The 19,255-nt window shown below is 71.3% G+C and carries 15 protein-coding genes; 8 read left to right on the top strand and 7 right to left on the bottom strand.

Going from position 1 to position 19,255, the window contains the following annotated elements:
• Positions 1-127: 127 nt before the first annotated feature.
• Positions 128-508: a hypothetical protein gene (locus AB0472_RS11085; RefSeq protein WP_366355384.1), complete on the bottom strand. Its 381-nt coding sequence runs from the start codon at positions 506-508 to the stop codon at positions 128-130.
• A gap of 186 nt (positions 509-694) precedes the next feature.
• On the opposite strand from AB0472_RS11085, the gene AB0472_RS11080 reads away from it, so the two are divergent.
• The 3 genes from AB0472_RS11080 (at position 695) to AB0472_RS11070 (ending at position 5,270) form a co-directional block, all read left to right on the top strand.
• Positions 695-2,080 (top strand): class II fumarate hydratase, encoded by a 1,386-nt coding sequence (locus AB0472_RS11080; RefSeq protein ID WP_366355382.1) that lies wholly within the window; start codon positions 695-697, stop codon positions 2,078-2,080.
• Between the two features lie 114 nt (positions 2,081-2,194).
• Positions 2,195-2,878, top strand: a complete 684-nt coding sequence (locus AB0472_RS11075) for a DUF402 domain-containing protein (RefSeq protein ID WP_366355705.1) — start codon at positions 2,195-2,197, stop codon at positions 2,876-2,878.
• Between the two features lie 304 nt (positions 2,879-3,182).
• Positions 3,183-5,270, top strand: coding sequence for a SpoIIE family protein phosphatase (locus tag AB0472_RS11070; RefSeq protein WP_366355381.1), 2,088 nt, complete (start codon positions 3,183-3,185; stop codon positions 5,268-5,270).
• 219 nt (positions 5,271-5,489) lie between these two features.
• Here AB0472_RS11070 and AB0472_RS11065 read toward each other — a convergent pair whose 3' ends face one another.
• Both AB0472_RS11065 and AB0472_RS11060 read right to left on the bottom strand, forming a co-directional pair.
• Positions 5,490-7,937 carry a transglycosylase domain-containing protein gene (locus tag AB0472_RS11065; RefSeq protein ID WP_366355379.1) on the bottom strand — a complete coding sequence of 816 codons (2,448 nt, stop codon included), beginning with the start codon at positions 7,935-7,937 and terminating at the stop codon, positions 5,490-5,492.
• 283 nt (positions 7,938-8,220) lie between these two features.
• A complete protein-coding gene (locus tag AB0472_RS11060) occupies positions 8,221-9,162 on the bottom strand; it encodes an NAD(P)-dependent oxidoreductase (RefSeq protein WP_366355703.1) in 942 nt (313 codons plus the stop codon).
• A gap of 211 nt (positions 9,163-9,373) precedes the next feature.
• Here AB0472_RS11060 and AB0472_RS11055 point away from each other — a divergent pair, with 211 nt between their 5' ends.
• The 3 genes from AB0472_RS11055 to AB0472_RS11045 are packed head-to-tail and all read left to right on the top strand — an operon-like array spanning position 9,374 to position 12,929.
• The gene (locus AB0472_RS11055; RefSeq protein WP_366355378.1) at positions 9,374-9,898 is read left to right on the top strand and encodes a PadR family transcriptional regulator; all 525 of its coding nucleotides are present in this window, start codon (positions 9,374-9,376) and stop codon (positions 9,896-9,898) included.
• Entirely contained in the window at positions 9,895-10,584 is a 690-nt protein-coding gene (locus AB0472_RS11050; RefSeq protein ID WP_366355376.1) for an ABC transporter ATP-binding protein, read from the top strand. The genes AB0472_RS11055 and AB0472_RS11050 overlap by 4 nt, the downstream gene beginning before the upstream one ends.
• A complete protein-coding gene (locus tag AB0472_RS11045; protein WP_366355374.1) occupies positions 10,581-12,929 on the top strand; it encodes an FtsX-like permease family protein in 2,349 nt (782 codons plus the stop codon). The genes AB0472_RS11050 and AB0472_RS11045 overlap by 4 nt, the downstream gene beginning before the upstream one ends.
• Before the next feature lie 6 nt (positions 12,930-12,935).
• On the opposite strand, the gene AB0472_RS11040 is transcribed toward AB0472_RS11045, so the two are convergent.
• The gene (locus AB0472_RS11040) at positions 12,936-13,844 is read right to left on the bottom strand and encodes a LysR substrate-binding domain-containing protein (protein ID WP_366355702.1); all 909 of its coding nucleotides are present in this window, start codon (positions 13,842-13,844) and stop codon (positions 12,936-12,938) included.
• A gap of 220 nt (positions 13,845-14,064) precedes the next feature.
• Between AB0472_RS11040 and AB0472_RS11035 the strand changes: the two genes are divergently transcribed.
• Together AB0472_RS11035 and AB0472_RS11030 are read left to right on the top strand one after the other, a co-directional pair.
• A complete protein-coding gene (locus tag AB0472_RS11035) occupies positions 14,065-14,616 on the top strand; it encodes a peroxiredoxin (RefSeq protein ID WP_366355372.1) in 552 nt (183 codons plus the stop codon).
• A gap of 4 nt (positions 14,617-14,620) precedes the next feature.
• A complete protein-coding gene (locus tag AB0472_RS11030; RefSeq protein ID WP_366355700.1) occupies positions 14,621-15,160 on the top strand; it encodes an alkyl hydroperoxide reductase in 540 nt (179 codons plus the stop codon).
• A 24-nt stretch (positions 15,161-15,184) separates the two neighbouring features.
• On the opposite strand, the gene AB0472_RS11025 is transcribed toward AB0472_RS11030, so the two are convergent.
• The 3 genes from AB0472_RS11025 to AB0472_RS11015 all read right to left on the bottom strand — a co-directional run bounded on the left by AB0472_RS11025 (position 15,185) and on the right by AB0472_RS11015 (position 19,242).
• Positions 15,185-16,630, bottom strand: a complete 1,446-nt coding sequence (locus AB0472_RS11025) for an AI-2E family transporter (protein ID WP_366355370.1) — start codon at positions 16,628-16,630, stop codon at positions 15,185-15,187.
• A gap of 162 nt (positions 16,631-16,792) precedes the next feature.
• Positions 16,793-17,488, bottom strand: a complete 696-nt coding sequence (locus AB0472_RS11020) for a transglycosylase SLT domain-containing protein (RefSeq protein ID WP_366355368.1) — start codon at positions 17,486-17,488, stop codon at positions 16,793-16,795.
• Between the two features lie 428 nt (positions 17,489-17,916).
• Positions 17,917-19,242 (bottom strand): PhoH family protein, encoded by a 1,326-nt coding sequence (locus tag AB0472_RS11015; protein ID WP_366355366.1) that lies wholly within the window; start codon positions 19,240-19,242, stop codon positions 17,917-17,919.
• Positions 19,243-19,255 lie beyond the last annotated feature (13 nt).

Raw genomic sequence — 19,255 nt, 5'->3', positions numbered from 1 at the left:
GGCCACCGGCACCGGACAGGCCCGATGCGATGGCGACCGGCCTTCGGCCACCAGAACCGGACAGGCCGGATGCCACCGCAACCGGCCTGTGGCCGCGAACGCCGGACGGGCCGGCCGGCCCGGGCCGTCAGTCCGGGATGCAGCCGAACCAGTTCACCGTGTCGTGGTCCTTGGTGTAGCCCATGCACCGGACGGTTTCGTCGTGCAGTTTCTCGGTGTGGTCGACCGGGCCGTTCGCGTAGTCCGTCGTGTGGTACGGCTGCGCAAGGTCGTCGATCGCGACGCGGTACCAGGGGCGCTTGCTCGACGGCAGGGTGCAGCCGCGGCTCGTCATGTTGCGGCTGGGGTCGCCGCTCCAGACGGGCCGTTCGGCGCGGTCGCAGTGGGCGCGGTGGGCGCCGCCGCTACCGCCGGCGGCGGCGGTTCCGGCGCCCGCGCCCAGCAGGGTCGCCGTGCCTATGGACACCGCCGCCAGGGCGCCGAGCAGACCCTTTGGAGTGAAGTTCATCGAGTGACCCTCCTGGTAACAGTGGTGACGGCGGGGAATCGCCCTGCCGCCTTGGAGTGATCGTCACACTTGTCCGCGATGTCCCGCCCGGTGAGCGGAGGTGCAGTCCCCCGACCCGGTGACGTCCGTGGTGCCAATGCAGCAGGCACCCGGAACAACCACCGCTTCCCGATCGCTGACAAGGGCATGAGCGACTACCGCATCGAACACGACTCCATGGGCGAGGTCCGGGTGCCCGCGCACGCGAAGTGGCGGGCCCAGACGCAACGGGCCGTCGAGAACTTCCCCGTCTCCGGGCAGCGGATCGAGCGGGCGCACATCGAGGCGCTGGCCCGCATCAAGGGCGCGGCGGCCAAGGTGAACGCCGAGCTGGGGGTGGTCGACGAGGACATCGCGCGGGCGATCCAGGAGGCGGCCGATGAGGTCGCCGAGGGGAAGTGGGACGAGCACTTCCCCGTCGACGTGTTCCAGACCGGGTCCGGCACCTCGTCGAACATGAACACCAACGAGGTGCTCGCGACGCTGGCGACCGAGCGGCTGGGGCGGGACGTCCATCCGAACGACCACGTGAACGCCTCGCAGTCCTCCAACGACGTGTTCCCGTCGTCCATCCACATCGCCGCCACCGCCGCCGTCACCCGTGACCTGATTCCGGCCCTGGAGCACCTCGCCGACTCCCTCACCCGCAAGTCCGAGGAGTTCGCCGACGTCGTGAAGTCGGGGCGCACCCACCTGATGGACGCGACGCCCGTGACGCTGGGGCAGGAATTCGGCGGATACGCGGCACAGGTGCGGTACGGCGTCGAGCGGCTGCGGGCCGCGCTGCCCCGGCTGGCGGAACTGCCGCTCGGCGGGACGGCGGTGGGCACCGGGATCAACACGCCGCCCGGGTTCTCCGCCGCGGTGATCGAGGAGGTCGCGCGGGTCACCGGGCTGCCGTTCACGGAGGCCCGGAACCACTTCGAGGCGCAGGGCGCCCGGGACGGGATCGTGGAGACCAGCGGGCAGCTGCGGACCGTCGCGGTCGGGCTGACGAAGATCGCCAACGACCTGCGGTGGATGTCCTCGGGGCCGCGCACCGGGCTCGCCGAGATCGCGCTGCCGGACCTGCAGCCGGGGTCCTCGATCATGCCGGGGAAGGTCAACCCGGTGATTCCCGAGGCCGTGCTGATGGTGGCCGCGCAGGTCATCGGGAACGACCAGACCATCGCCGTGGCCGGCGCGGCCGGTAACTTCGAGCTCAACGTGATGCTGCCGGTCATCGGGAAGAACGTGCTGGAGTCCGTCCGGCTGCTCGCCAACGTGTCGCGACTGCTCGCCGACCGGACCGTGGACGGAGTCACGGCGAACCGGGAGCGGGCCCGGGAGTACGCCGAGTCGTCGCCGTCCGTGGTCACGCCGCTCAACAAGTACATCGGGTACGAGGAGGCCGCCAAGGTGGCCAAGAAGGCGCTCGCGGAACGTAAGACGATCCGCCAGGTGGTCATCGAGGGCGGGTACGTCGAGAAGGGCGATCTGACCGTCGGGCAGCTGGACGAGGCGCTGGATGTCCTGCGGATGACACGGCCGTAACCGGGTGCGAACGTTTCGCGCCGCCCGGCCGGAACCGTGACGTCGGCCGCAGCGTCGTATGCCTACGGCACCTAATATCTGTGCATGGCAGACGGTGGAGCGGTGAGACGCGTGATGCGCGGGGAAACGGGCGGTGCGACCGGTGACGGGACCGGTTTCTGGACTCCCGGGAGCCAGATCCTGTGGCGGTACCGGGAGAACGCCGGGCACGGCTTCCACATCGCGCGGCCCGTCACCGTCGTCCGGGACGACGAGGAGCTGCTCGCCGTCTGGCTGGCCCCCGGCACCGAGTGCGTCAGGCCCGTCCTCGCCGACGGCTCGTCGGTCGGCGAGGAACCGCTGGAGTCCCGCTACACCAAGCCGAGGTCCGTCACGCACGGCCACTGGCGCGGCACCGGCGTGCTGAAGCTGGCCCGGCCCGGTCAGCCCTGGTCGGTGTGGCTGTTCTGGGAGCCGGGCTGGCAGTTCAAGAACTGGTACGTCAACCTGGAGCAGCCGCTGACCCGCTGGAACGGCGGAGTGGACTCCGAAGACCACTTTCTGGACATCTCCGTGCACCCGGACCGCAGTTGGCGGTGGCTCGACGAGGACGAGTTCGCGCAGGCCCAGCGGGACGGGCTGATGGACGCGGAGACGGCCGCGGCGGTGCGGGCGGCGGGCCTGGCCGCGGTGGGGACCGTGGAGGCCTGGGAGGCGCCCTTCTCGGCCGGTTGGCAGCACTGGCGCCCGGACCCGTCCTGGGCGGTACCGTCACTGCCCGAGGACTGGGACCGTACGACCGCGCACGTGTCCTCATGAGACCCTTGATGCGCCCCCGGTCCACAACCGTAGGATCGTCCTCCGCAAGGAAGCGTGCGCACAACTCCCGGATCATGCGCCGGGCTTGACCGAACGTCACCGAGGGGCGGCAGGACGTGAGCGAGGGGTACGAGGGCAACACCGGCGAGCGGCGCGCGGGCCGCAGACCGTTCGCCGGTGGCACAGGAACAGCCTCCAGCCACGCCGAAAACCCGTTCCTGGGACACGTAATCCGGGTATCGGCACTTCGGCGGGACCACCTGCGCGCTCGGCGCGCAGCCCCGGACGGACGGATTCGACACGCGTGACGGAGCACCCCACCTCCTACGAGCGCCCACAGCCGGGCGCCGACCCCGCGGAGGCCCGCGGGGCGCTCCTGCATACCCCGCAGCCGCAGCCGCAGGGACAACCCCAGCCCTGTCCGCGCGGCGGCACCGCCTTACCGGCACAGGCCCGGGCGGGCGAGACGCCCTCCGGCCCCGGTACCAGCACGTCCGAGGAGCACTCCGTCAACGGCCCCGAGCACGCCCAGCCCACCAGCGCTGAGCCCGATCCGCACCGGCCGCGCCCCGTCCCGGAGGGCATCCCGCCGCAGCCCGGCGCCGAGCCGGAGCGGGTGGCGAGCGCGCAGGAGCGGCGAACCGGACGCGGGCTGCCGCCGGGCCGGCCGATGCCGATGCGGCGGGACGGCGACCGGCTGCGCTTCGTGGGCGCCGCGACCCGGCGGATCGCCCGGGGCATCGACCTGGACGAGATCGTCATGGGGCTGTGCCGGGCGACCGTGCCGACCTTCTCGGACGCGATCCTGGTCTATCTGCGCGACCCGCTGCCGGTCGGCGACGAGCGCCCCGTCGGACCGGTGGTGCTGCGGCTGCGCCGCACCGACCGGATCCCGGAGGAGCGCGACACCGACGGCGGCTTCCTGCCGGTCCCGGTCCCGGAGCCGGATCCTGCCGACATCGGCCTGGCCGCGCTCACCGCGGAGCTGTGCGAGGTACGGCCGGGCGGCGCGCTGAACGAGGTGCTGCGCGGCGTACGACCGGTTTTCGCCGACTCCCCCGCGGCCCGCGCGGCGCTGCCCGAACTCCTCGGCGAGGGCAACGAGTCGCACGTCCCCGGCGCCCAGCACGCGATCCTCGCCCCGCTGCGCGGCCGGCGCCGGGTGATCGGCGCGGCCCTGTTCCTGCGCCGCCCGGAGCGGCTGGCGTTCGAGGCCGACGACCTGCTGGTCGCCGCCCAGCTGGCCACGCACAGCGCGCTCGGCATCGACAAGGCGGTGCTGTACGGCCGGGAGGCCTACATCGCCGACGAGCTGCAGCGGACCATGCTGCCGGAGAACCTGCCGAGCGCGACGGGCGTGCGGCTGGCGTCCCGCTACCTGCCGGCCGCCGAGACGGCCCGGGTGGGCGGTGACTGGTACGACGCGATCCCGCTGCCCGGGAGCCGGGTGGCGCTGGTCGTCGGCGACGTCATGGGCCACTCGATGACGTCGGCGGCCATCATGGGCCAGCTGCGGACGACCGCGCAGACGCTGGCGGGCCTCGACCTGCCGCCGCAGGAGGTCCTGCACCACCTGGACGAGCAGGCCCAGCGGCTGGGTTCCGACCGGATGGCGACCTGCCTGTACGCCGTCTACGACCCGGTGTCGCACCGCATCACCATCGCCAACGCCGGTCATCCGCCGCCGGTGCTGCTGCACCTGGGCGGCCGCGCCGAGGTGCTGCGGGTGCCGGCCGGGGCGCCGATCGGCGTCGGCGGGGTCGACTTCGAGGCGGTGGAGCTGGACGCGCCGGCCGGGGCGACGCTGCTGCTGTACACCGACGGTCTGGTGGAGTCCCGGCTGCGGGACGTGTGGACCGGCATAGAGCAGCTGCGCGAGAAGCTCGCCGCGACGGCGCAGCTGACGGGGCCGGACCATCCGCCGCCGCTGGAGGCGCTGTGCGACGAGGTGCTCGACATGCTCGGGCCGGGTGACCGCGACGACGACATCGCGCTGCTCGCGGCCCGGTTCGACGGGATCGCGCCGAGCGATGTCGCGTACTGGTTCCTGGAGCCGGAGGACGCGGCGCCGGGGCGGGCCCGGCGGCTCGCGCGGCGGGCGCTGGCCCGCTGGGGCCTCGAGGAGCTGACCGACTCCGTCGAGCTGCTGGTCAGCGAGGTCGTGACGAACGCCGTGCGGTACGCGTCGCGGCCGGTGACGTTGCGGTTGCTGCGCACCGATGTGCTGCGCTGCGAGGTCGGGGACGACGTGCCCCAGCTGCCGCGGCTGCGGCAGGCCCGGGCGACGGACGAGGGCGGCCGTGGGCTGTACCTGGTGAACCGGCTGGCACGGCGGTGGGGGGCGACGCGGCTCAGCACCGGCAAGGTCGTCTGGTTCGAGCTCAACCGGTAGCGCGTAGGGGCTGCTTGAGTCGTCGGGAAGCCGCGGGCCGATGGGGGCTGGTCGCGCAGTTCCTCCCCCCGGCCTTCGGCCGGGGGGACCCCCAGCGTCCCTTACAGGGGCCTCAGGCAGCGCCCCTCACAAGCGCCCCGTGAGGGGCGCGGGGAACTGCGCGAGCAACCACGACGCGCCCGCACCCGGCGAAGCACCGGGGCGGGCCGTCGCTGCTGACTACTGCTCGTCCGCCGGATCCAGCGGATTGTCCGTGATGCCGCCCGACGGGGTCTGCGACGGGGTCGACGGTGCGCTGGTCGTCGGATCCGGCGACTTCGTCGGGGTCTGGGACGGTGTCTGGGACGGCGTCTGCGACGGGGTCTGGGACTTCGTCGGGGTCGAGCTCGGGCTCTGCGAGGGCGTCTGGGACGGGCTCTGGCTGATGCTCGGCGTGTCCGTCGGCTCGACGGCCGCGCCCAGCTCGGTGTTCAGGTCGAACTTCGCCTTCTTCGTGACGCCGAAGGTGTACGTCGCCCAGATCTGCGCCGGGTAACCGCCACCGTTGATACGGCCGGTGCCGGGGATCAGGCCCGTCGCGCCGGTGAGGGGGACCTGGTTGTGGGTCTTGGCGTCCTCGCCGAACAGCCCGACCGAGGTCACCAGGTCCGGCGTGTAACCGGTGAACCAGGCCGACTTGTTGTTGTCGGAGGTACCGGTCTTGCCGGCCACCTGCTGGCCCTTGCGCAGCGGGTTCTGGGCCACCGACACCTTGGCCGTACCGTCGTCGACCACGCCGGTCAGTACCGACGTCACCTGGTCGGCCGCCTCGGCGCTGACCACCTGGTCGCCGATCGGGTCCGGCAGGTCGACCTTGCGGCCGGTCTTCTCCGCCGACGCGAGGATCGTCGGGGTGACCTTCTGGCCGTGGTTGTCGAGCGTGGCGTACACCGAGGCCATCTCCAGCGGGCTCGCGCCCATACTGCCCAGGGTCATCGCGGGCACCGCCTGGAGGTTCTCGGTGTCCAGGCCGAGGTCGTCGGCGGTCTTCAGCACGTTCTTCATGCCGACGTCCACGCCCATCTGCGCGAACACCGAGTTGACGGACTTGTTCATGGCCGTCTGCACGGTGATGTTGCCGTAGTCGGCGTCGTCCTCGTTCGGCGGCGCGAAGGCGATGTCGCTGCCCTTGACCGGGCGGCGGCTGGTGCCGTCGTAGACGGTGTTGGCGTTGATGTCCTTGCCGTCCTGGGTCTTGGCGTCCCGGTCGAGCGCGGAGGCGAGGATGATCGGCTTGAAGGTGGACGCCGGCTGGTAGTCGGCGCGGGTGGCGTTGTTCGTGTAGTGCTTGTAGTAGTCGATGCCGCCGTACAGGGCGAGGATCTTGCCGGTCTTGGGGTCGACGGAGACGGCACCGGCCTGGACGTTGTTGTCGACCTTGCGCTTCTTGCCGTCGAGCTTGCCGGTGAGCTGGCTCTTGACGGCCGCCTCCAGCTTGGCCTGCTTCTTCGGGTCGATGTTCAGGGTGATCGTCCAGCCCTGGTCGACCACGAGGGCCTCGGCGTCGGACCGGCTGATGTTCTGTTCCTTCATCAGCTGGTTCTCCAGCTGGGTGTTGGCCAGGTCGACCAGGTAGCCCTTCTGGCCCTCCAGGCCGGACGCGGCCTTCGGCTCCTTGGGGATCGGGAACTTCATGGCGTCGCGCTTGGACTTGTCCAGCCACTTCTGGCCGACCATGTTGTCCAGCACGTAGTTCCAGCGGGCCTGCACCAGTTTCTTGCCGATGGGACCCGCCACCGCCCAGTCGTACTGGCTGGGCGCCTGCAGCAGCGCGGCCAGGTAGGCGCCCTGTTCGACCGAGAGTTTGTCGGCGTCGACGCGGTAGTAGGCCTGGGCGGCGGCCTGGATGCCGTAGGCACCGCGGCCGTAGTAGCTGGTGTTGATGTAGCCGGCGAGGATGTCGTCCTTGGACGTCTCGCGGTCCACCTTCAGCGAGATGACCAGTTCCTTCAGCTTGCGCGTGACGGTCTGGTCCTGGTCGAGGTAGTAGTTCTTGACGTACTGCTGGGTGATGGTCGAGCCGCCCTGGGTGCCGCGGCCCCGCGCGGTGTTGTAGAGGCCGCGCGCCATGCCCCTGAGGTCGATGCCGTTGTCGTTGTAGAAGGTCTTGTTCTCCGCGGCGACGAAGGTGTGCTGGACGGCCTTCGGGACCTTGGAGAGGTCGACGATCTCGCGGTTGACGGTGCCCTTGCGGGCCAGCACCGTGCCGTCGCTGTACTTGTAGACGTTGCTCTGCGTCTGCGCGAGCGCGTTGCCCTTGGGGACGCTCACCATCATGTACAGCGCGATGAAGGAGCCGATGCCGAGCAGGCAGAAGGTGAAGAAGGCGCCGAGCATCTTCTTCCACGTGAACAGCCTGCGTATGCGGCCCTTGGCGGGCTTGCCCGGCGCACCGGACCTGCCGGGCGGACCGGACTTGCCCGGCTTCCGCCCGGCGGCCCGGCGGCGCTCCGCGCGGGTGGCACCCTCGGCGGCCGAGTCGGCCGGGGCGGCCGGAGACTCGACCGTCGTGGTGCCGGCCTCCGCCCCCGTCGGCATGTCGGGCCCGGCCTGCGGGGACGTGCGGTTCCGCGGCGCGGCGCGGCGTCCGCCACGCTGTCGCGCTCTTCTCTCGTCCGCTCGTCCCATGAGTCCGTCTGCTCCGCTTCGTCTCGGCTGTCACACGTGTGTACGGGTGTCACACAGGTACGTGGCTCAGGTCAGTCCAGAAAGCTAACACCGCTCTCTATGACAAAGGCCCCACGATCTGCCCTTTTTCGGACGTGACAATGAGCACCCCCACCCAACGGAACCGACGAGCGGAGGAGACGGAGGGTTGCCCGGAGCCGCCGAGTGATATCACTTCGATAAAACAAAGCCGCCCGGGATTGCGCGGCCGGCGGGCGGCGTCCGGCCGTTCACCCGTGGCGCCTCAGCGCGTCAGCTCCGCCTTGAACCCCTGCCGCCAGGACGGGTACCGCGGTTCCCAGCCCAGTTCCCGCCTGGCCTTGGCGTTGGAGAAGCCCCGGCCCTGGGTCATGATGACGACCGCCTGCTCGCCGGCCAGGAGCCGGGCCAGCCACACCGGCAGCCGCAGCGGGCGCTTCGCCCCGGCGCACTCGGCCAGGTACGGCAGCCACTCGGAGGCCGGCGCCGGTTCGTCGTCGACGACGTTGAAGACGCCCCGCGCCTTCTGCTCGACCGCGAGGACGGTCGCGCTCGCCGCGTCGTCGAGGTGGATCCAGCTGCTGTGGCCGGTGCCGCGGCCGACCAGGGGGTACTGGCGCCTGCGGACCAGTTCGACCTGGTCGTCGATGGCGCCGGGGCCGTAGAAGGCGCCGTAGCGCAGGACCGCGCCGCCGGCCCCCAGGACCGCGTCCTCCAGGTGGCGCAGCGCCAGCATCCCCCGGTGTGCCGCGGTGCCCGGCAGCAGGTCCAGCGGGTCCTCCTCGGTCTTCACCCAGCCGCCCTCGCGGATGCCGTTCCAGCTGGCGTGGCTCTGCGCGACGACGTGCCGCACGCCGGCCGCCTCAGCGGCGGCGAGCAGGTGGTCCGTGCCCTCGGTGCGCAGCCGGTTGGTGAGGGCGAACCAGCGGTCGGGGTGCTTGATGTCGGGCTTGCCGGCGTGCGCCGCGGAGATGGCGGTCAGCTGGTGGACGACGGCGTCCGGGCGGGCCGCGGCCACCGCCGCGCCGACCGACGTCGCGTCCAGGCCGTCCATCACGACCCCCTGCGCGCCCAGTTCCGCCAGCAGCCCGAGCCGGGCCTCGCCGGTCGTGGTGGCCGTCACCTGATGGCCCCGCGCCACCAGCTGCGGTACCAGCCGCCGCCCCAGAACCCCACTGCCCCCCGCCACGAACACCCGCACGACCATCACCTTCCCGATCCGACCCGATGCGACCCGATCCGACCCGACGCGGCGGACCCGCTGCCGGACCGGAGACGAGACAGCCCCGCGCCGCTGTGACATCGCGCTGTCGCAGAACCGTGACATTCGGCCGTCACCTGCGCCTCCGTACAGCGGGCCATGATCTACACACCGTGCGTATACATGCGGCGTATACACCGTGTGTAGAGTCCTCCCCATGTCCATCGGTCACACCCTCCTGGGGCTCCTGGAGTCCGGCCCGCGCCACGGTTACGACCTCAAGCGGGCCTTCGACGAGAAGTTCGGTCACGACCGGCCGCTCCACTACGGCCAGGTCTACTCGACGATGTCCCGGCTGCTGAAGAACGGGCTCGTGGAAGTCGACGGCATCGAGGCCGGCGGCGGACCCGAGCGCAAGCGGTACGCCATCACCGACGCCGGGGTCACCGACGTCGAGCAGTGGCTGGCGACCCCCGAGAAGCCCGCGGAGTACCTCCAGTCGACCCTGTACACCAAGGTCGTGCTCGCACTCCTGACGCACCGCGACGCCGGCGACATCCTCGACAGCCAGCGCTCCGAGCACCTGCGCAGCATGCGCATCCTCACCGACCGCAAGCGCCACGGCGACCTCGCCGACCAGCTCGTCTGCGACCACGCCCTGTTCCACCTGGAGGCCGACCTGCGCTGGCTGGAACTGACCGCGGCCCGGCTCGACAAGCTCCGTGCGGAGGTGACCAGGTGAACGCCCCCGCCGGTTCGCTGCTCGCGGCCCAGAACCTCCACAAGGCCTACGGCCCGACCGTCGCCCTCGACGGTGCCGAGTTCTCCATACACCCCGGCGAGGTCGTCGCCGTGATGGGGCCGTCCGGCTCCGGCAAGTCCACACTGCTGCACTGCCTCGCCGGGATCGTGCCCCCCGACTCCGGGTCGATCATGTACGCGGGCCGGGAGATGGCCACCATGAACGACACCGAGCGCAGCGCGCTGCGGCGCAGCGAGTTCGGGTTCGTCTTCCAGTTCGGCCAGCTGGTGCCCGAGCTGACCTGCGTGGAGAACGTCGCGCTGCCGCTGCGGCTGAACGGCACCTCCCGCCGGGAGGCCGAGCGGGCCGCGCTCGGCTGGATGGAGAAGCTGGAGGTCGACGACCTCGCGAAGAAGCGTCCGGGCGAGGTCTCCGGCGGTCAGGGGCAGCGGGTCGCGGTGGCCCGCTCGCTGGTGACCGGACCGCGGGTGCTGTTCGCGGACGAGCCGACCGGCGCGCTCGACTCCCTCAACGGTGAGCGGGTGATGGAGCTGCTGACGGACGCCGCGCGCTCCACCAACGCGGCCGTCGTCCTGGTCACGCACGAGGCACGGGTGGCCGCCTACTCCGACCGCGAGATCGTCGTACGGGACGGGAAGTCCCGGGACATGGAGCGGGCGGTATGAACGTCCGGCAGTGGGCGAGGGATCTGGCCATGGGGGTCAGGTTCGCCTTCGGGGGCGGCCGCGAGGGCTGGTTCCGGGCCGCGATGACGGCGGTGGGCGTGGGCCTGGGGGTGGCGCTGCTGCTGCTCACCACGGCCATCCCGAACGCGCTGGCCGTGCGCCACCAGCGCGACGTGGCACGGGCGGACTACACGTACGTCTTCGACCACCCCTTGAAGCGCGGCGACAGGACGTTCGTCATCGCGGACATCGACACCCCCTACCGCGGCGCCGACATCCGCGGCCGGATGATCCAGCGGGAGGGCGCGAAGGCGCCGGTGCCGCCCGGGCTCGCCGCGTACCCGGCGCCCGGCGAGATGGCCGTCTCGCCCGCGCTGAAGCGGCTGCTGGACTCTTCCGACGGGGCGCTGCTGCGGGCCCGGCTGCCGTACCGGATCACCGCGACCATCGCGGAGAGCGGGCTGACCGGCTCCCAGGAGCTCGCCTACTACGTGGGCTCCGACGACCTCGCCGCCCACATCCACCCGCCGGACGTGGCCCGGATCGACCACTTCGGCAGCCCCCGGTCCCCGGACGCGGAGTCCGATCCGGTCCTCACCCTGCTCGTCCTCGTGGTGTTCGTGGTGCTGCTGATGCCGGTCGCCGTGTTCGTCGCGGCCGCCGTCCGCTTCGGCGGCGAGCGCCGCGACCGGCGGCTGGCCGCGCTGCGCCTGGTCGGCTCCGACGGCCGGATGGTACGGCGGATCGCGGCCGGCGAGGCGATGGCGGGCGCACTGCTCGGACTCGTCCTCGGTGCCGGGTTCTTCCTGCTCGGCCGTCAGCTCGCGGGCAACGTCGAGGTGTTCGGCACCAGCGTGTTCCCGAGCTATCTGGACCCCTCCCCCGTGCTGGCCCTGCTGGTGGCGGTGGCCGTCCCGGCGGCGGCCGTGCTGGTGACCCTGTTCGCGCTCCGCGGGGTGGTCATCGAGCCGCTCGGCGTGGTGCGCACGGCGAAGCCCGCCCGCCGACGGCTGTGGTGGCGGCTGCTGCTCCCGGTGGCCGGTCTGGCGGCGCTCTACCCGATGATCGGGCAGGGCCGCGGCGACGGCGACTTCAACCAGTACCTGGTGACCGGCGGCGTCCTGCTCCTCCTGGTCGGCATCACGGCGCTGCTGCCCTGGGTCGTGGAGACGGTCGTCGGCCGGCTCGGCCGGGGCGCGGTGGCCTGGCAGCTGGCGGTACGGCGGCTGCAGCTGAGCAGCGGTACGGCCGCCCGCATGGTCAACGGCATCGCGGTGGCGGTGGCCGGGGCGATCGCGCTCCAGATGGTCTTCGCCGGTGTCGAGGCGGACTACACCAAGGTGACCGCCAACGACCTCAACCGCGCGCAGATGTCGGTCCAGGTTCCGGCCGGCGTCTCGGTGCCCGAGGTCGCCCGGGCCATGACCGCGACCAAGGGCGTGCGCAAGGTGGTCTCGATCGCCGACGGCGAGGTCGGCGACCTGAAGAAGGACCCGGCGCAGACCGCCCAGGTGAGCGTGGGCGGTTGCGCCTCGCTGCGGGAGGTCGCGGCCCTGCCGTCCTGCCACGACGGCGACGTCTTCGTGGTCAAGGGGTCCGAGAGCGACGCCGAGACGGCGAAGCTGCTGGCGGCCGGCGAGAAGCACGGCCGGACGCTCTACCTCGACCCCGCCTACAGCGGTGACGACGACGCCGCCGCGAGCCGCTGGACGGTGCCGGCCGGCCTGAAGCAGGCGCAGACCCGCGAGGACCCCACCGGCTACAAGCGCGGCGGCTTCCTGCTCACCCCGGGCGCGCTGCCGCACGGCGCCAGCACGGCGGTGCAGGGCGTGGTCTACCTGTCCGTCGACTCCGCGGTGCCCGACGTCAACGAGTACGTGATCAACACGGCGGTCCGGGTCGACCCGTTGATGCACGCGGAGGCGCTGACCCGGTTCGAACGGAACAACCAGTTCGAGTCCATCCGCACCGGGCTGTTCGTCGGCGCGGCCGCCGTCCTGGCACTGATCGGCGCGAGCCTGCTGGTCGGCCAGGTGGAGCAGCTGCGCGAGCGCAAGAAGCTGCTGTCCGCCCTGGTCGCCTTCGGCACCCGGCGTCGCACGCTGAGCCTGTCGGTGCTGTGGCAGACGGCGATCCCGGTCGGGCTCGGCCTGCTGCTGGCCGGCGTGGTGGGGCTGACGCTCGGCTCGGTGCTGCTGAAGATGGTCGGCTCCACGGTCCGCGTGGACTGGCCGGGCGTCCTCGCGATGACCGCCTTCGGCGCCGCGGTGGTGCTGGCGGTGACCCTGCTCAGCCTGCCGCCGCTGCTGCGGCTGATGCGCCCGGACGGCCTGCGCACCGAGTAGCCGCCGTCAGGAACCGGCGCCGAGGACCCGGACGGGCAGCGGCCGCAGCGCCTCGCGCAACGCGGCCGCCAGCTCCCGGTACTCGGCGCCGCGCGCTGCCCCGGCGCGCGCGGCGAGGGCGACCCGGCGGCTCGGCGCGGGCTCCGCGAAGGAGCCGGTGCGGAGCTGGTCGTTGCGGCTGGTCTCGACCCTGACGGCGGTGTGCGGCAGCAGGGTGCAGCCGAGTCCGCCGGCGACCAGCTGGACGAGGGTGGCGAGCCCGGCCGCCGTGGTGGTCACGGCGACGTCCTCGCGGCCCGCCTCCCGGCAGATGTCCAGGGCCTGGTCGCGCAGGCAGTGCCCCTCGTCCAGGAGCAGCAGGTTCAGCTCCTTGAGCGCCTCGCGGGCGATGCCGGTGCGGCCGCCGAGCGGATGCCCGAGGGGCGTGACGAGCACGAAGTCCTCGTCGAACAGCGGGAGTTCGACGACCCCGGGGATGCCCAGGGGGACCGCGAGCAGCAGCAGGTCGAGCCGGCCGGCGGCGAGCCCGTCCAGGAGGCTGGCGGTCTGCTCCTCGTGGACCTGGAGGTCGAGGTCGGGATAGCGGTCGTGGACCAGGCCGAGGACGGTCGGCAGCAGGTACGGCGCGACGGTGGGGATCACCCCGAGCCGCAGCGCGCCGGTGAACGGCGCCCGCACCGCCTCCGCCTCGGCCAGCAGCGCCTGCACGCCGTCCAGCACCGCCTTCGCCCGTACGGCGAGCCGGGCGCCGGCCGGCGACAGCAGCACCTTGCGGGTGGTCCGTTCGAGCAGCGTGACGCCGAGCGTCTCCTCGAGGGCCGCGACGGCTCCCGAGAGCGCGGGTTGGCTCATGCCTATCGCGGCCGCCGCGTCCCGGAAGTGCAGGTGCTCGGCGACGGCGGCGAAGGCGCGCAGCTGCGCGAGACTGGGCTGCCGCCGTCTGCCGCCGGCACCGGCCCCGCTCCCGGTACCGTTCCCCAGGGGATTACCCACAGCCACTGATAGCCACCTCCGATCAACTCGACCGAGTGTAGCTATTTCAGGAATCAATGCACCTTGTGCCACGATCGGCGGCGTCCAACCCATCGGAGCCGACCCCGCGATCCGGGGTGGCTCCGCGCTGCAAGGAGAGCGTGTGCTCACTGTCGGTGACAAGTTCCCCGAGTTCGAACTGACCGCCTGCGTCTCGCTGGAGAAGGGCAAGGAGTTCGAGACGATCACCCACAAGACCTACCAGGGTTGGAAGGTGGTCTTCGCGTGGCCCAAGGACTTCACCTTCGTGTGCCCCACCGAGATCGCCGCGTTCGGCAAGCTGAACGAGGAGTTCGCCGACCGCGACGCGCAGGTTCTCGGCTTCTCCGGTGACTCCGAGTTCGTCCACCACGCCTGGCGCAAGGACCACGACGACCTGCGCGACCTGCCGTTCCCGATGATGGCGGACTCCAGGCACGAGCTGATGCGCGACCTGGGCATCGAGGGCGAGGACGGCTTCGCCAAGCGCGCGGTGTTCATCGTCGACCAGAACGACGAGATCCAGTTCTCCATGGTGACCGCGGGCTCGGTGGGCCGTAACCCCAAGGAGGTCCTGCGGGTCCTCGACGCCCTCCAGACCGACGAGCTCTGCCCGTGCAACTGGACCAAGGGCGAGGACACCCTCGACCCGGTCGCGCTCCTGTCGGGTGAGTGATCCCGTGTCCCTCGACAACCTCAAGTCCCGGGTCCCGGACTACGCCAAGGACCTGAAGCTCAACCTGGGTTCGGTCATCGGCAACTCGGAGCTGCCCGCCCAGCAGCTGTGGGGCACGGTCCTGGCCACCGCCGTCGCCGCCCGCTCCCCGATCGTGCTGCGTGAGCTGGCGCCCGAGGCGAAGGCGAACCTGACGCCCGAGGCGTACACGGCGGCCAAGGCCGCGGCCGCGGTGATGGCGATGAACAACGTCTTCTACCGCACCCGCCACCTGCTCTCCGACCACGAGTACGGCACCCTGCGCGCCGGCCTGCGGATGAACGTCATCGGCAACCCCGGCGTCGACAGGATCGACTTCGAGCTGTGGTCGTTCGCGGTGTCCGCCGTCAACGGCTGCGGGACGTGCCTGGACTCCCACGAGCAGGTGCTGCGCAAGGCCGGGGTCGGCCGTGAGGTGATCCAGGAGGCGTTCAAGATCGCGTCGGTGGTCCAGGCGGTGGGCTCCACCCTGGAGGCCGAGGCCGTGCTCGCCGAGTTCGAGTAGGCGCCGGCGTCCTGCGGACCCCGCTCACCTCTGGTGGGCGGGGTCCTCCGCGTCCCTGGGGGCCGTGCCCCCGGACCCCCCTTCGGCCTCGACCGCCTCGACCGCCTCGACCGCCTCGTCCTCGGAGGCCGGATGGGCCGGCCCGGGTGGCCGCTCGCCGTCGTCGAGTGCCGCCGGGTGCGGTGGCCGGCCGGCCTCGCCGGGTTCGGTGGCCTCGTAGCGTTCGCGCGAGTACTGGTGCAGATAGCTGACGACCGTGTTGGTCACCGCCACCAGCGGTACCGCCACCACCGCGCCGCCGATGCCGGCGACCATGCCGCCGGCCGCGACCGTGAGGACCACCGCGAGGGGGTGGACCCGGACCGCGCGGCCGAGGATGAACGGCTGGAGGATGTGGCCTTCGATCTGCTGGACCGCGAGGACGACGGCCAGGGTCATGACCGCGGTGAAGACGCCCTGGGTGACCAGCGCCACGATCACCGCCAGCGCGCCGGAGGCGACGGCGCCGACGAGCGGGATGAACGAGAACAGGAAGATGAAGACGGCCAGCGGGACGGCCATCGGGACGTCCAGGAAGTAGATGCCGATGCCGATGAAGATGGCGTCGATGAGGGCGACCAGGACCGTGCCCCTGACGTAGGCCGTGAGCGTGCGCCAAGCCCGCGGACCGGCCCCTGCGACCCCTTCGCGGGCGGCGGACGGCACGAGCTTCAGGAACCACTGCCAGATGCGGGCGCCGTCGTACAGGAGGAAGAGCGTGGAGAAGAAGACCAGCAGGATGCCGGTCAGGGCCTCCACGATCACCTGGACGCCCTCCAGGCCGAACGAGGTGATCTGGTCGGTATTGGCGCCGATGGCCTCGCGGAGGTTCTTGGCGATCTGGTTGATCTGTTTGTCGGTGACGTGGAACGGGCTCTTCAGCAGCCAGTTGCGCAGGTCGTCGATGCCGTTCTGCACCTGGTCGGAGAGCGTGTCGATGTTCTCCATGACCTGCCAGGTCACGAACCAGCCCATCAGACCGATCACCACGAAGCCGGAGATGGCGGTGAGCGCGGTGGCCGGGCCGCGGGGCATGCCGTAGCGGCACAGCCGGGCGACCGTCGGCTGGAGCAGGGCGGTGATCAGCAGCGCGATGACGAAGGCGAACACGACGAGTTGGACGGCGCTGATGACCCGCATCAGGATCCAGACCGTGCCGGCCAGCACCAGCAGTCGCCAGCCGGCCTCGGCGGCGACCCGGACGCCCCACGGGATGGCCGTCACGGGGTCGGGACGCGGCACAGGCTTGCGGACGGGTGCGGGGGCCGCCGGGTCCGGTGCCGGGGCGGGTGCCGGTACGGGCACGGCCGGAGCGGGCGGCTCCGGCTCGGCGTGCTCCCGCTCCACCTCGGCCCGGCGCTCGTCCAACCGCTCGCCCATCTCGGTCAGTCCGGCTCCGATACGGCCGAGCCACTCAGGCACGCGCGACATGATCCGCCCTCTCCCCACCACTCCCCCCTGGAGTCGTCCGCAACGACCGTACAGGGCGACAGCCCCTCCCCTTAGGACGGGGAGGGGCTGTGGAAGGTTGAGAGAGGCCCGCAGACACCCACGAACCGCGGGGCTGCCGGCCGGCCGAACCCGGCGGAACGCCTAGTACCAGTGGTTCGCCTGCCAGAAGGACCAGGCCTGGCACGGGCTGCCGTACCGGGAGTTCATGTAGTTGAGGCCCCACTTGATCTGCGTGGCCGGGTTGGTCTGCCAGTCGGCGCCCACGGAGGACATCTTGGAGCCGGGCAGGGCCTGGAAGAGACCGTAGGCGCCGGAGGAGGCGTTGACCGCCTGGTAGTTCCAGCTGGACTCGTGGTCCACGATGTTGCTGAAGCACTGGTACTGGCCGCTGGCCACCATCTGCTGCGCCATCGCCTGGATCTGCGCCACGGTGTACGAGCTCTGGACCGGGAAGCTGGACGAGGACACGGAGGACCGGCTGGCCGCTTCCTTCGCCTCGGCGCGCTCCTTGGCCTCCTTGGCCGCCTTCTCCGCATCGGCCTTCTTGGCCTCCGCGGTCTTGGCCGCGGCCACACGGGCGGCCTGCTCGGCGTCCTTCTTGGCGGACGCGTCCGCCTGGATCGCCACGGCGTCGGCCTGCTGCGTCAGGGACGCGGTCTGCACCTGGGCCTGCTGACCCGCGGGCAGGTCGGCGAGGAGCGTGGTGTCGGCTGCCGTCGCCTCGGCGTCGTTGTTGGGCTGGGCGACGCTGCCCGAGGCAACGCCTACGACGCTTCCGACGGCGGTGACCGCGGTGGCGGAGGCCACTGCGAATCCCCGGACCGAGATCCGGCTCACACGGTTTCCTTCCAGCATCGCCCGCTTCGGTGACCCTGGCGGACGCAATCGTGCCCCTGGCACAGGTCTCCTCACTACTGGGTCACGGGAGACACGGGCCCGGTGGGCAACCCCCCGGGAGGGGAGCGCCGCGTGGTGCTCGGGCGGCATACGACGTCGCTATGGAATTAGCAGTGCTGCTTCTGTTGTTCCGTACCGCTGGGGGTACAGGTGTGTCGTATGCGGGGCCTGACAGGACTGAGACTCTGCCGTAACCCGACGCCGGGTGGCAATTCAGAGTTGCGTGTGAAAGCTCACATCCGGTTTCTCCCAGGGGATTTCAGGAAACCACCACGCGCGAAAGCGCCGCCCGGCTAGGCTCGGGGCCTTTGCCGGACGGCGCCAACGGGTGGGCCATCAGCCCAAGTTGGACACAGGGATCAGATGGTTCAGATGTGCCCGTCCTCCAGCATTTCGGTCACAAGGGCGGCGATCTGGGACCTCTCGGACCGGGTGAGGGTGACGTGCGCGAACAGCGGATGCCCCTTCAGCTTCTCCACCACGGCGACCACACCGTCGTACCGGCCGACCCGCAGATTGTCCCTTTGCGCCACATCGTGGGTCAGAACGACCCGCGAATTCGCGCCGATCCGGGACAGAACGGTCAGCAGGACGTTCCGCTCCAGCGACTGGGCCTCGTCCACGATCACGAACGCGTCGTGCAGGGAGCGGCCGCGGATGTGGGTGAGCGGCAGCACCTCCAGCATCCCGCGGGCGGTGACCTCCTCGATCACCTCGCGGCTGGTGACCGCCGAGAGGGTGTCGAAGACCGCCTGCGCCCAGGGGCTCATCTTCTCCGCCTCGGAGCCCGGCAGATAGCCGAGTTCCTGGCCGCCGACCGCGTACAGCGGACGGAAGACCATCACCTTCTGGTGCTGACGGCGCTCCAGAACCGCCTCCAGGCCCGCGCACAGCGCCAGCGCGCTCTTGCCGGTGCCGGCCCGGCCGCCCATCGACACGATCCCGACGTCCGGGTCGAGCAGCAGGTCCAGCGCGATGCGCTGCTCGGCGCTGCGGCCCTTGATGCCGAACGCCTCACGGTCGCCGCGCACCAGGCGGATGTTGCCGTCCGCGGTCACCCGGCCGAGCGCCTTGCCGCGCTCCGACTGGATGGTCAGGCCGGTGTGCACGGGGAGGTCGGAGGCCTCCGGGACGTACACGTGCCCTTCCTCGAAGAGGATGTCCACCTGCTCGCCGGGCAGCGTCAGTTCGGACATTCCGGTCCAGCCGGAGGAGTCCGTGATGGCGAGTTCGGCGCGGTACTCCTCGGCGAGGAGTCCGACCGACGAGGCCTTGATCCTGAGGGGCAGGTCCTTCGAGACGACGGTGACGTCGAACCCCTCGGCCTGCAGGTTGCGGGCCACCGCGAGGATGCGGGAGTCGTTGTCCCCCAGGCGGTAGCCGCTCGGCAGCACGCTGGGGTCCGAGTGATTGAGCTCGACACGGATGGTGCCGCCGAAGTCGCCGATCGGGATGGGGGCATCGAGGCGGCCGTGCCGGACCCGGTAGTCGTCCAGCAGGCGCAGCGCCTGCCGGGCGAAGTACCCGAGTTCGGGATGGTGCCGCTTGGCCTCCAGTTCCGTGACCACGACGATCGGGAGCACGACCTCGTGCTCCTCGAAGCGGGTCATGGCGTTCGGGTCGGCCAGCAGGACGCTGGTGTCGAGAACATAGGTGCGCCGGTCGGACTTGCGGCGCGTTGTGCTGGTCACCACGGAAGGACGTACC

Origin of the sequence: Streptomyces sp. NPDC086777 (genome assembly GCF_040702065.1) — a bacterium.
Classification (GTDB): Bacteria; Actinomycetota; Actinomycetes; order Streptomycetales; family Streptomycetaceae; genus Streptomyces.
Note: the sequence above shows the minus strand (reverse complement) of the source record. Positions and strands in the feature narration are given on the sequence as shown.